General features: G+C 72.2%; 10 protein-coding genes. 3 read left to right on the top strand and 7 right to left on the bottom strand.

What is annotated here, in order from left to right; genetic code table 11:
- Positions 1-172 precede the first annotated feature (172 nt).
- From WME76_RS16115 to WME76_RS16105, 3 genes are all read left to right on the top strand, one after another.
- Positions 173-1,711, top strand: a complete 1,539-nt coding sequence (locus tag WME76_RS16115) for a serine/threonine-protein kinase (protein ID WP_437960983.1) — start codon at positions 173-175, stop codon at positions 1,709-1,711.
- Between the two features lie 62 nt (positions 1,712-1,773).
- Positions 1,774-2,727 (top strand): hypothetical protein, encoded by a 954-nt coding sequence (locus WME76_RS16110; RefSeq protein ID WP_437960982.1) that lies wholly within the window; start codon positions 1,774-1,776, stop codon positions 2,725-2,727.
- The gene (locus WME76_RS16105) at positions 2,727-3,932 is read left to right on the top strand and encodes a lipoprotein receptor (RefSeq protein WP_437960981.1); all 1,206 of its coding nucleotides are present in this window, start codon (positions 2,727-2,729) and stop codon (positions 3,930-3,932) included. The genes WME76_RS16110 and WME76_RS16105 overlap by 1 nt, the downstream gene beginning before the upstream one ends.
- 61 nt (positions 3,933-3,993) lie before the next feature.
- On the opposite strand, the gene asnB is transcribed toward WME76_RS16105, so the two are convergent.
- The 7 genes from asnB to WME76_RS16070 form a co-directional block, all read right to left on the bottom strand.
- Positions 3,994-6,006, bottom strand: coding sequence for an asparagine synthase (glutamine-hydrolyzing) (asnB, locus tag WME76_RS16100; protein WP_437960980.1), 2,013 nt, complete (start codon positions 6,004-6,006; stop codon positions 3,994-3,996).
- Between the two features lies 1 nt (position 6,007).
- Positions 6,008-7,600 carry a class I adenylate-forming enzyme family protein gene (locus WME76_RS16095; RefSeq protein ID WP_437960979.1) on the bottom strand — a complete coding sequence of 531 codons (1,593 nt, stop codon included), beginning with the start codon at positions 7,598-7,600 and terminating at the stop codon, positions 6,008-6,010.
- A gap of 21 nt (positions 7,601-7,621) precedes the next feature.
- A complete protein-coding gene (locus tag WME76_RS16090) occupies positions 7,622-7,882 on the bottom strand; it encodes an acyl carrier protein (RefSeq protein WP_061618211.1) in 261 nt (86 codons plus the stop codon).
- A 218-nt stretch (positions 7,883-8,100) separates the two neighbouring features.
- A complete protein-coding gene (nadE, locus tag WME76_RS16085; RefSeq protein ID WP_437291632.1) occupies positions 8,101-9,075 on the bottom strand; it encodes an NAD(+) synthase in 975 nt (324 codons plus the stop codon).
- Positions 9,076-9,328: 253 nt separating this feature from the next.
- Positions 9,329-10,294, bottom strand: coding sequence for an aspartate carbamoyltransferase catalytic subunit (locus WME76_RS16080; protein ID WP_061618214.1), 966 nt, complete (start codon positions 10,292-10,294; stop codon positions 9,329-9,331).
- Positions 10,295-10,302: 8 nt separating this feature from the next.
- Positions 10,303-10,866, bottom strand: a complete 564-nt coding sequence (gene pyrR / locus WME76_RS16075; protein WP_061618213.1) for a bifunctional pyr operon transcriptional regulator/uracil phosphoribosyltransferase PyrR — start codon at positions 10,864-10,866, stop codon at positions 10,303-10,305.
- A gap of 173 nt (positions 10,867-11,039) precedes the next feature.
- The gene (locus WME76_RS16070) at positions 11,040-12,374 is read right to left on the bottom strand and encodes a hypothetical protein (protein WP_437960978.1); all 1,335 of its coding nucleotides are present in this window, start codon (positions 12,372-12,374) and stop codon (positions 11,040-11,042) included.
- Between the last annotated feature and the right edge of the window lie 32 nt (positions 12,375-12,406).

The raw sequence follows: 12,406 nt of genomic DNA, 5'->3' as shown, positions 1-12,406 counted from the left end.
GACGCGCGCACACCCGCTCGCGCCCGGCGCCGCCGTCCCGCGCGGCAGACGCAGCAGGCGGCGCCGAGGCGCGCGCCCGGGCCGAATTGCGCTGGCAGTTCATTCATTTTTGCACGGCGCAAACGTGACCCTGGACGGCCACCTGTGATATTCCGAAGGTCTGGGAGGCTGCGTGACACCCGCCGCGGGGACCACCGTTGCCGATCGCTTTCGCCTGGTGCGTCCGCTAAGGCAAGGCGGGATGGGCTCGGTGTGGCTCGCCCAGCACATCGGCCTCGACATCCCGTGCGCGATCAAGTTCATGCACGCGCAGGGGGTCTCGAAGGAGGTCCGGCACCGCTTCGAGCGGGAGGCCAAGGTCGCGGCGCAGATCCGCAGCCCTCACGTGGTGCAGATCCTCGACCACGGCGTGTGGAAGGGCACGCCGTACATCGCGATGGAGTACCTCGAGGGGGAGGACCTCGACACCCGCATCCAGCGCGTCGGGCGGCTCGACCCGCACGACACGATGGCGATCACGGCGCAGGTGGCGCGCGCCCTCACGAAGGCCCACGCGGCCGGCCTTGTCCATCGCGACCTCAAGCCGGCGAACATCTTCCTCGTCCGGGACGACGACCGGGAGATCGCGAAGGTGCTCGACTTCGGCATCGCGAAGGACAGCACGCCGAAGGTCACCTCCAACACGAAGACCGGCTCGCTGCTCGGGACGCCCGCGTACATGAGCCCGGAGCAGGCGCAGGGGACCAAGAGCATCGATCATCGCTCGGACCTCTGGTCGCTCGCCGTCGTCGTGTTCGAGTGCCTGACCGGAAAGCTCCCGTTCGACAGCCAGGCCTTCGGGGATCTGCTCCTCAAGATCATGGTCCGGCCGCTGCCCGTGCCGTCGCAGTTCGCCCCGGTGCCGCCCGGCTTCGACGCCTGGTGGGCCCGCGCCGCGTCGCGCGAGCCGGAGGCCCGCTTCCAGAGCGCGAAGGAGTTCTGCGACACGCTCGCGATCGCCCTCGACATCGCGAGCGAGAGCATCGAGCCGAGGACGAGCCTCACCGGCATGTTCCGCGCGCCCGGCGATCGCGTGTCGGTGGAGGTCGGCTTCACCCCGCGGTCGCAGGAGGGCGCGACGCTCCTCGACGCGGGGCCTGACAGCGCGGTGCCGTCGCTCGGCGACGCGGCCACGCTGGTCGCGTCGTCGGAAGCCGAGGTCGATCGGCTCTCGCCGAACCCCGGCCTCACGGTGGCCTCGCCTGGCGACATCGCGGGCGCGGCCGGGATGTCGGGCCGCCACATGCGCTCGCAGACCGCCAGCGCCCTGGTCTCGGTCGTGACGCCGCCGACCCGGCGGCCCGTCGTGGTGCGCGTCATCGCCGCCGTCGCGGCCTCCGCGGCCGTCCTCGTCGGCGTGGGGGTCTTCCTTCTGCGTGGCGCGGGCCCTGCCGCCCCGGCGCAGCCGCTCGCGCAGCCGGAGACCACGGCGTCGGCGTCCGACGCGCCGCGGGGCCCCGAGGTCGTGGCGTCGGCCGTCGCTCCGGTGAAGGAGCCCGAGCCGCCGGCCTCTGCGGTGTCTGCCGCCGCGCCGGCGCCCGGGGCCTCGGCGACGGCGGCGCCGGCCGGCCCGCGCCCGCCCTCGGCGCAGCCCGCTCAGGTGAAGCCGCGTTCCCCCGCGCCATCGGGTACCGTGCGCCGCAAGCCGAAGCCGACCGACTTCGGCATCTGACGTTCACCGCAGCACCTCGCTCAGACCTCGCTCGTATGGCTCGTCGACCAGGAATCGCTGCCTTGCTGTTCGCGCTGACCTGCGCGCCCGCCGCCCTCGCACAGGTCTCCGATGCCGATCGCGCCACGGCGCGCTCGCTCGCCGTGGAGGGGCAGGAGTCCCTCGACCGGAAGGACCACGCCGCCGCGCTCGATCGGTTCCGCCGCGCGGACGCCATCATCCACGCGCCGACGCTGCTGCTCGGCGTCGCCCGCGCCCAGGTGGGCCTGGGCCAGTGGATCGCGGCGCAGGAGTCGTATAGCCGCATCCTCCGCGAGGGAGCGCCGGAGGGGTCGCCCGAGCCGTTCTTCGAGGCGATCGCGGCCGCTCAGCGGGAGCTCGACGCGCTCGCCCCGCGTATCCCGCAGGTGCTCCTGTCGGTGCGCGGGCCGGACGCCGCCGACGTCACGATCGATGGCGAGCCCGTGCCGCGCGCCGCGCTCGGGGTCCGGCGGCCGGTCGATCCGGGCGAGCACACCGTCCGCGCGACGGCGGCAGGGTTCGCCCCGGTCGAGGTGAAGGTGACCCTCGCGGAGGGCGCCCGCGAGACCGTCGCGCTGGAGCTCACGCCGCTCGCGCCGCCGCCCGGCGCGTCGCCTCCGCCGCTCGCGCGGGCGCCCGGCGCGGGGCCTGTCGCCTCCGGTAGCGGCACCCGCACGACGCTGGGCATCGCGGCGCTGGGGCTCGGCGGCGTCGGCCTCGCGGCCGGCGCGGTGGGCGGGCTGCTCGCGATCGGCAAGCACGGCGACCTGTCGGAGCGCTGCCCTGGAAACCGCTGCGACCCCTCGCTGCAGGGCGACGTCGACACCTACCACGCCATGGGCACCCTCTCGACGATCGGGTTCGTGGTCGGCGCCGTGGGCGTCGGCGCGGGTGCGTTCCTCCTCCTCACGGCGCCGAGGTCACCGCAGCGCGCCGGGATATCGATCACACCGGTGATCGGGCTCGGCTCCGCAGGAGCGAAGGGGAGTTTCTGATGCGCCAGGCGTTCAGGATCGGCGTGATGCTCGGCGTTGCCTCGGTCGCGGCGGCGTGCACGAGCGTGCTCGGGGACTTCGAGGTGGGCGGGGCCAGTACGGGCTCGGCGGGCGGGCCCTCGGGTTGCGCGGTCGGCACGGCCGACTGCGATGACAACCCCGCCGACTGCGAGGTCAACGTGAGCGACGACCCGCAGAACTGCGGCGCTTGCGGCGCGGTGTGCCTGGACGGCGGGACGTGCAGCGCGAACGTCTGCAGCGGGGTCACGGAGATCGCGCGCGGGTACCCGACGCCGCAGTCCCCGAACGCCAAGTTCCTCGTCATCCACGGCGACGAGGTCTACTGGACGGCCGGCGAGGGCGAGGGCGGCAGCGTGCAGAAGGTGTCGGTCCTCGGCGGGCCGGTCACGCCCATCGCCGCCGGGCAGAACGCTCCGTACGGGATCGCGGTGAACCAGGAGGGCGTCTTCTGGTCCAACCTCAACGACACGAACCTCCTGTGGGTGGACCACAACGGAGCGGGCACGCCGAAGGTCGTCTTCGACTCGGACTACGCGACCCTCGGCGTGGCGGCGGACGAGAACGACGTGTTCTGGGCGCAGCGCGCCGGCGGCATCGGCGCGCCCGGCAACGGGAGCCTCATCGGCCGGATCCCGATGTCCGACGGCCTGGCCGACGACGAGTTCCACGAGGACAACAACACGTCGCCGCACCTCATCGCGCTCGACAGGGAGCACGTGTACTGGGTCGACCGCAGCGAGCGCGGCTCGGTGAACAGGACGCCGCGGGGGCCCGGCGAGACGGCCAGGCTGACCGAGGATGAGCAGGCGTACCCGTACGCGATCGCCGTGGACCGGGACCACGTCTACTGGACCAACAGCCCGCGCGAGCGGGACAACGACGAGCCGGGTGCCGTGATGAGGGCGCCAAAGCGGGGCGCGCGGAATGCGACCGTCCTGTGGACGGCCGCCGAGGACGATGACGTGGCGAACCCGACCCCCGACTGCATCGCCGTCGATGACAACGACGATTACGTCTACTGGACCGATCAGGGATCGAGCCGCGTCCTGCGCAAGCGCAAGGACGGCAGCGGTCGCCAGCAGGTGCTGTACGAGGGCGGCACCCCGCGCGGCATCGCGCTCCACGGCCAGTACGTGTACTGGGCGGACGAGAAAGGCGGGGCGGTGCGCAAGATCCACCGCTGATCGGGGGCGCGGCGGGCGCGCGGCGTGAACGCGCGCCCGCTCGTCGCGGTCGAGCGCGCGCTCAGCCCGCGGCGTCGCGCAGCCGGTCGACGTCGACGCCCAGCCGGCCCGACGTGTCGTCGGCGGCCGAGACGACGCGCGCCCCCTGGATGATGTCGCGCGCCATGAGCTGCGTGGAGAGGATCGCGCAGAACGCCATGTCGTCGGTGTTGCTCATCGATTTGCCGCCCGTCCTGCGGCACTTCGCGACGAGCGACGCGACGGGCTGCGCCTGCCAGATGCCCGCCTCCTTGATGGCGTCCGGCGACAGGCACGCCTCCACGTAGTCCGGCGTCCCGCTCCCGAAGAACGGCTGCACCACGGGGGCACGGTACGGCTGCTTCTTCCGCTCGAGCACGCCCGGCGGCAGGAGGTCGCCCATCGCGCGCTTCAGCACGTGCTTCTCGTCGAGCGTGCGCAGCTTCAGCGCGTCCGGCAGCGCGTCCGCCACGTCCATCACGCCGGGGTCGAGGAACGGGAAGCGCCCCTCGACCGAGTTCGCCATCATCATGCGCTCGCCCTGCGACGAGAGCAGGTATCCGGAGAGCAGCGTCGTGATCTCCAGGTACTGCGCGCGCGCGAGCGGTGTCCAGCGCATGAAGTCGCCGGGGAGCTGCTCCTTCAGGCGATCGGCCGCCGCGGTCTCGCCGACGCCCTCGCGCATCGCGGGATCGAGCATCAGCTTGATGCGGCTGGTCGCGTCCCACCGCGGGCGGTGGGAGTAGAACGGGTCGTCCGTCTGCGCGAGGTTCCGCCCGAAGAAGGCCTTGGCCATCTCGACCTGCGCGACCGGCGACCGCTGGAGGTAGGGGTAGAGCCGGAGCAGGAGCTGGGGCCGGAGCTTGCTGTCCGGGTGGCGCGCCCAGAAGCGGCGGACCCGGTCCTCGCGGAAGATGTCGTAGCCGGCGAAGAACTCGTCGGCGCCCTCGCCGGTCAGCACCACGCGGTAGCCGCTCTGCCGCACGAGGCGCGCCAGGATGTAGAGCGGCGCCGGGGCGGTGCGCAGCAGCGGGGCCTCCGCGTGGTAGACGACATCGGGGAAGACGCCCGCGATGTCGGCGTCGCGGCACTGGATCGAGGCGTGGGACGTGCCGAGGTGCGCGACGGCGGCGCGCTGGTACTCGGCCTCGTCGAACTCGCGCTCGGCGAACTCGACCGAGAACGTGCGCAGCGGCACGTCGCGGTTCGAGGCGATCAGCGCCGCCACGATGGTGGAGTCGAGCCCGCCGCTCAGGTAGCTGCCGACGGGGACGTCGGCGCGCAGGCGGATCGTCGAGCCGCCGCGGACCGCCTCGCGCACGCTGGAGACGAGCGGCGCCTCGTCCGCGACCGGCGCGCGCCCCACGGGGAACTCGGGGCGGAAGCGCACCGAGACGCGCGGCGCCACGTCGCGATCGAGATCGAGCGTCGCCACCGCGCCCGGCGGGATCTGCTGGACGGCCTCGTACGGCGTGAGCGGGGCGACCGGCGCCCAGAAGGTCAGCGCCTCGTCGAGCCCGTCGCGCGAGATCGCGCGGGGGATGGTGGGGTCCTGGAAGAGCGACTTCACCTCGCTGGCGAACCGGAGGACGCCGCGGTGGACCGTCCAGAAGAGCGGGTTGATGCCGACGCGGTCGCGCGAGAAGAACGCGCGCCGCCGCTTGACGTCCCAGAGGACGAACGCCCACTGGCCGTTCAGCCGGTCGACCATGGACTCGCCGTACTCGGCGTAGGCGTGGATCAGCGCCTCGGTGTCGCTCTTCGTCCGGAAGTGGTGGCCCTTCGCCGTGAGCTCCTCGCGCAGCTCGATGTAGTTGAAGATCTCGCCGTTGAAGCAGACCCAGAGCGTCTCCTCGGCGTTGGCCATCGGCTGCCAGCCGCCGTCGAGGTCGATGATCGACAGGCGGGCGTGGGCCAGCGCGACGTGGCGATCGCGGTAGATGCCGAAGCCGTCAGGGCCTCGGTGACGGAGCGCCCTGGCCATCCGGAGGGCCAGATCGCGGTCGGGGTTCGGCGCGTCGGTGCGTAGGTTGATCAGGCCGGCGATACCGCACATATCAGATGAGCTCGCTCTTCTTGACTTTGCCGCTCGCCGTCTTGGGGAGCGCGTCCATGAACTCGACGAACTTGGGCACGGCGACCTCGTCGAGCTCGGACCGCACCTTCTTGCGGACGTCGTCCGCGGTCACCGCGGCGTCGGCGGCCCTCACGACCGCGGCCTTCACCGCGACCCCGAGCACCTGGTCCGGCACGCCGACCACCGCCGCCTCGACGACGCCGGGGACCTTGCAGATCACGGACTCGACCTCGAGCGGGCTCACCTTCTCGCCGCGGGTCTTGATGATGTCGTCCTTGCGCGCGACGAAGTAGAGGTACCGGTCCTCATCCATCTTGAAGAGGTCCCCGGTGTGCAGCACCACCTCGCCCGGGAAGGGCCCCGGCCGGAGCGCGCGCGCGGTTGCATCTGGATTTTTCCAGTAGCCGCGCATCACGTTCGGCCCTCGGACGACGAGCTCGCCCACCTCGCCCGGCTCGGCCCGCGTGCCGTCTTCGCGTTCGATCCAGAGCTCCTCGTTCGGCATGGCGATGCCCACGGACGCCGGCCGCTCGAGCGCGAGGGATGGCGGCAGGTAGCAGACGCGCGTGCACTCGGTCTGGCCATACATCGCGAAGAAGGCGACGTTGGGCAGGAGCTCGCGGAGGCGCAGGAGCTGCGGCGCCGGGAGCCCGTACGCGGCGTTGGTCATGTACCGGAGCGCGGAGAGATCGGCCTTCGCGAAGTTCTTGAGCGAGAGCATCGAGGCGAAGATCGTCGGCACGCCCGCGAAGCCGGTGGCGCGCTCCTCGGCCATCTTCTGGACGATGGGCCACGGCATGGAGAAGCCCTTCTCCAGCACGACGGTCCCGCCAGAGGCGTGGGTCACGAGGAGCTGGAAGAGCCCGTAGGTGTGCGACAGCGGCAGCACGCAGAGGATCACGTCGTCCGCCGTGTGCTCGAGGTACGCGCCGATCGCCGCGGTGCTGTTGCGGAGGTTCTGGTGCGTCAGCATGACGCCCTTCGACTCGCCCGTGCTGCCGCTCGTCCAGCAGATGGTCGCGAGATCGAGCTCGATCGCGCGGCGCTCCGGGGCCTCTCCCGGCGCGCCGGCCAGCGCCTCCTGGAAGTCGCGGCCGTCGGGCGGGGCGCCGGCCGCCGCCGCCGGGGGCGCGGCGCCGCTCAGGAACGTCGCCGCCGGCCTCGCGCCGGGCGGGAGCTCGGCCACGGCGGCGAGCGTGTCGCGCATGCCGCGCGCCGCCACCAGCACGCGGGGCTCGGCGAGCTCCATCACCTGGCCGAAGCGCCGCGGCCGCATGGCGGTGCCGAGCAGCGACGGCACCCCGTCGGCCCGCAGCGCGCCGTAGTAGGCGACGACCGCGTCCACGCCGTTGTCGAGCGCGATCATGACGCGGTCGCCGCGGTGCACGCTCGCCTCACGGAAGAGGGCGGCGCAGCGGTCGGCGAGCGCGTCGAGCTCGCGGTACGTGATCCGCCGCCCTTCCGAGACCAGCGCGACGTGGTCGGGGCGCGAGGTGGCGAACGTTCGCAGCGCCGAGTCGATGAGGAAGCGATCCGAGCGCGGATCGCGGCGAGCGGTGTGCTGCGTGCTCATGCGCCCCCCGGGGTGTTCGGGCTAGTTGCTGCTCTTCTTGCTGTTCACGTAGGTCACGAGCCGGGCGATCGAGCCGAAATTCTCCGGCACCATCTCCTCGTCGGCGACCTGGATGCCGAGGTCCTGCTCGAGGAACTGGACGATCTCGAGGACGGCCGTCGAATCCAGGATTCCCTGATCGAGCAAAGGGACCTCGGCCCCGAGATCGGCGGTGGCGCCCCGGTAGCCGAACGAGGTGACCAGGAAGTTGCGAATCGTCGATTCGATGCTGGAAGTGCTCATGGAGTTGGTTTTTACGTCTATCACCCTCCCGGCTTTCCTGTCGAGAGTGCTCGGTGGAGCGCGCGGCGGTGCTCGGAGCGCCGCGGAACGGCGCGCGGCGCGCTCGCAGCCGCGGCAGCATCGCGCGGTGATGTCGGGCAGCGGTGTCGCGCGACATCACCACGCGCGCCGCCGCAGGGGAGATCGCGACTCGCGATCTCGTCGCGGGCCCGAGCTCGTCAGGCGTGGCCCTGGTCGCGGACGAGCAGCGGCTGGGCGTGGAGGTACTGCGCCACGCGGCGCTTTGCCTCGATGTCCTTGAACACGCGCTCCACCTGCTCCGGCGTGATGCCGACGGCGGGCGCCGCCTCCGCGGCCGACACCTTGTTGTTGTAGGCGTAGAGGCAGAGGTCCATCTTGTCGTAGGGGAGCGCGAAGTAGAACTCGTCCTGCCCCTGCGGCATCGAGAACGTGTCGGTCGTCGGCGCGCGCCCGCGGATGTCGGCGGGGACGCCGATGTACTCGGCGAGCGCGTAGACCTGGCTCTTGTACAGGTGCGCGATCGGCTTGAAATCCGCGGCGCCGTCGCCCTGCTTCACGAAGAAGCCCTGATCGTACTCGAGCAGGTTCGGCGTGCCGGCGACCGCGTAGTTGAGCCTGTCGCCGTGGTAGTACTCCATCATCTTGCGGATGCGCTGCTTGAAGTTCGTCGCGGCGACGAGCTGCAGGTAGGCGTTCAGGGGCATCCGCTTCACGCGCGGCTCCTCGCCGGGCGGCTGCGCCGTGAGCTGCGAGACGTTGAGCCTGTCGCTCTCGAGGATCGACGGCAGCGTGATCTTGAACTTCCAGCTCTCGTTGTAGTCCGGGTAGACCATCCGGATCGCCTCGTCCTGCCGCTCGTAGCAGCGGAGGCCGCTCAGCGCTGGCTTGATGTTCTCGATGACCGCCTCGATGCCGAGCTGCTCGGCGAGCATCTTGCCGAGCCGGAGCGCGTCGTCCGAGGTGTCGCGCTCGGGCATGAAGATGCCGAGCACCTTGTCCTTGCCGAGCGCGCGGACGCACAGCGTCGAGACGACGGAGCTGTCGATCCCGCCCGAGATCCCGACCACGGCCCCGCGCTTCCGCAGCGTGCCGAACACCTGGTCCCGGATGGCCTTCTCGATCTCTTGCGCTATCGCCGGGGCATCGATCCTGAGGACGTCTCGCGAAAACATGGTTGGCATCCACCCTTTCAAAAAGATGGACCAGACTATTAAAACGGAGCGCGGCAGGGAACCCCGTTCGCTGCGGGCCGCCGCGAGGCCAGGTAGCTCGCGGAAACAGCGCCTGGCTCCTCGAGCGGGAGGGCCGGAGCGAGGTGGTCCGCCCGCGCTGTCCGGGGTGCGCTGCGCCGCTGTGGGGTTCTCGCTGTGGGGTTGTTCCGCTGCAGGGGCGCGTCCGGGACAGCGCGCCGGCGCGGCCGCGGCGTCAGATGGAGGGCCGCGGCTCGCCGGTCGCGGAGAACTCGTTGGACTCCGCGGCCAGGACCCAGAGCACGGCCATGCGGACCGCGACGCCGGCCTCGACCTGGTCGAGGATCACGCTCTGCTTGCCGTCGGCCACGCGCGGATCGATCTCCACGCCGCGGTTCATCGGCCCCGGGTGCATCACGATCGCGTCCGGCTTGGCGAGCGCGAGCCGGGCCGGGTTGAGCCCGAAGGTGCGGCTGTACTCGCGCATGCTGGGGAGGAAGCTGCCGCTCAGGCGCTCGCGCTGGACCCGCAGCATCATCACCACGTCGGCCCCCTCGAGGGCCGGCTCGATCCGGTCGTAGAGGGTCGCGCCGAGCGACTCGCCCGCGACCGGCAGGAGCGTGCGCGGGCCGGCGAAGCGGACCCGGGCGCCCATCGTGGTGAGCAGGTGCGCGTTCGAGCGGGCCACGCGGCTGTGGACTATGTCGCCGCAGATCGCGACCTCCAGCCCCTCGAGCCGGCCCTTGGCGCGCCGGATCGTGAACGCGTCGAGCAGCGCCTGGGTCGGGTGCTCGTGCGTGCCGTCGCCCGCGTTGACCACCGCGGCGCGCGTGCGCGCGGCGACGTGGTGCGGCGCGCCCGACGCGCTGTGCCGGATGACCAGCACGTCCGGCTGCATCGCCTGGAGGTTCTGCACCGTGTCGAGCAGCGACTCTCCCTTGACGGCGCTCGAGGTGGAGACGCTGATGTTGATGACGTCGGCGCTGAGCCGCTTGCCGGCGAGCTCGAACGACGTCCGCGTGCGCGTCGAGGGCTCGTAGAACAGGTTCACGACGGTCTTGCCGCGGAGCGTGGGCACCTTGCGCACGCTGCGCCGGGAGACGTCGAAGAGCGACTCGGCCGCGTCCAGGAGCGACACGATCTCGGGTTGAGAGAGCCCCTCGATGCCGAGCAGGTGTCGGTGCGGGTAGATCCTCCTCATGCGCTCGCTCACGTCCCTTCCGGGGGAGAGGGGGGCTCGGAGAGCTTCGCGTCGGCGGCGGTGACGAGAGCCCAGAGCTCGCCCGCGCGCTCCACCACGTCGACGCGCTGCCCGGGGGCGAGCTCGACCGCGCGGACGACGTAATCCGGGTGGATCGGCAGCTCCCGGCCGCCGCGATCGACCAGCGCGACGAGCTCGATCCGCTGGGGTCGCCCGTAGTCGAGCACCGCGTCGACCGCCGCGCGGATGGTGCGGCCGGTGTAGATCACGTCGTCGATCAGCACGATGCGCCGGCCGTCGACGGGGAAGGAGATGTGGCTTGGGCCGATGCGCGGGTTCGGCAGGGCGGTCGCGGCGTCGTCGCGGTACAGCGTGATGTCGACGGCGCCGACCGGCGGCGCGTGCCCCTCGATCTCGAGGAGCAGGGCGGCCAGCCGCCTGGCCAGCGGCTCGCCCCCCCGTCGAATGCCGATCAGCGCCAGATCCTCCACGCCGCGGCCGCGCTCGGCGATCTGGAGAGCGACGCGCCGCAGGCCGCGCCCGATGGCGGCCGGGTCGAGCAGAGCTTCCATGGCGCGGCGAGGGCTACCACAGCGGGCCCCGTGCACCCAAGGGCCGTGTGCGCCGTCCGCCGGATCGGCCGTCCGCCCGCGGCAGAGCGCGGGCATCTGGCCGCGCCGCGCGCCGCTGCGGCAAGCGAGCGGCGCCGCGCCGCTGCGGCAGGCGAGCGGCGGTGCCAGCGCGCTCAGTCGGGCTGGTGGAGGACGCGCTGGGTGCGCTCGAGGAAATAGAACCGCTCGAACCCCGCGCGCTGGAAGGTGAGCGCGCCGAACCCGTTCACCGCGATCGCGGCCGCGCCGAGGGCATAGAACGGCACGCCGAACCGGCGGCCCCCCACGGCGACCATGGCGAAGAGGAACGGGGCGAAGTCGTTGGAGAAGCGGTAGCCGAACTGGATCCAGCCGCTGTTCTGGTAGAAGAGGCTCGGCAGCGCGACCGCGGCCGCCGTGGCGGCGAGCGCCCAGAACACGGGCGGCGTGCGCCGGGGCCAGATCGCCCACGCGTAGAGGGGCGTGGTCACCCAGAGCGCCAGCCCGTGCGCGTTGATCTGGAACGGCGCGCCCTGCGCGTGGGAGTACGGCAAGCTGGTGAGCACCACCGCGAGGTTGCGCGGCAGGTAGTGGTACGAGAAGAGCCCCCACTTCTCGATCCGGGCGCGCCAGGCGATGTGGAGGTAGCGGTGCCCGAACTCGGTCGCGTCGCCGAACCGCGCGTGGTTGTGCCAGAGCAGGGCCGAGAGCACGAGCGCGGCCGGCGCGGCGAACAGCGCGAGCCGGCGCAGGACGGCGCGCGGATCGGAGCGGCCTGCGCGGAGCGCCTCGTAGAGGAACAGCGGCGCGGCGAAGCCGAGCGGCGTGCGCGTCGCGAACCCGAGGCCGAGGGCGAGGCCCGCGGCGAGCGGGTGGGCCGCGTCGAGCGCGCAGTAGAGGTAGACGCAAGCGAGCGCGACGCCGACCACGTGCGCCGCGAACCACACCGTCCCTTGCACGGCGCTGAACCAGTAGACGCTCCCGAGCGCGAAGAGCAGCGCGAGCGCGATGTTCTCGGCCTGCGTGCGGCGGCTGCGCCGCGACGCCGAGAGCTTCTCCAGGGCGAGGAAGAGGACGGCCGGGCCGACGCCGGCGAACGCCAGGAAGAACTGCCCGTCGCGTACGCGCTCGGCGCTGCCGGCGAGCTGGACGAGCGGCGCGATGAGGACCGCGGGGAAGGGGGGGAAGCTGACGTAGTAGCGGTCGCCGAGCACGGCGAAGTCGTTGCCTCCCGCGTAGGCCGGCGGCGGCCCGCCGAGGTCGAGGCGGCCGCGCAGCCACGCCTCGGCGAGCAGGGCGTAGTGGTTGTAGGGCGTGTGGGCGGCGAAGATCTCGCGGGAGGAGCTGACCGCGTACACGAGCGTCGCGAGCGCGTAGATCGCGAGCGCGATCGCCCCGCGCCGGCCCGCTCGCCGCGCTTCCCCCGACGGCTCCGTTCGCTGTTCGGCGGCGCCCGCGGCAGGGGCCTCGGGCCTGGCGCTACGGTCCATGCACCGGCGACGCTACCACGCGGCCCCGAACG

Origin of the sequence: Sorangium sp. So ce119 (assembly GCF_051524405.1) — a bacterium.
In the GTDB taxonomy this organism is placed as follows: Bacteria; Myxococcota_A; Polyangia; order Polyangiales; family Polyangiaceae; genus Sorangium; species Sorangium cellulosum_G.
This window is presented reverse-complemented; position numbering and strand designations above follow the sequence as displayed.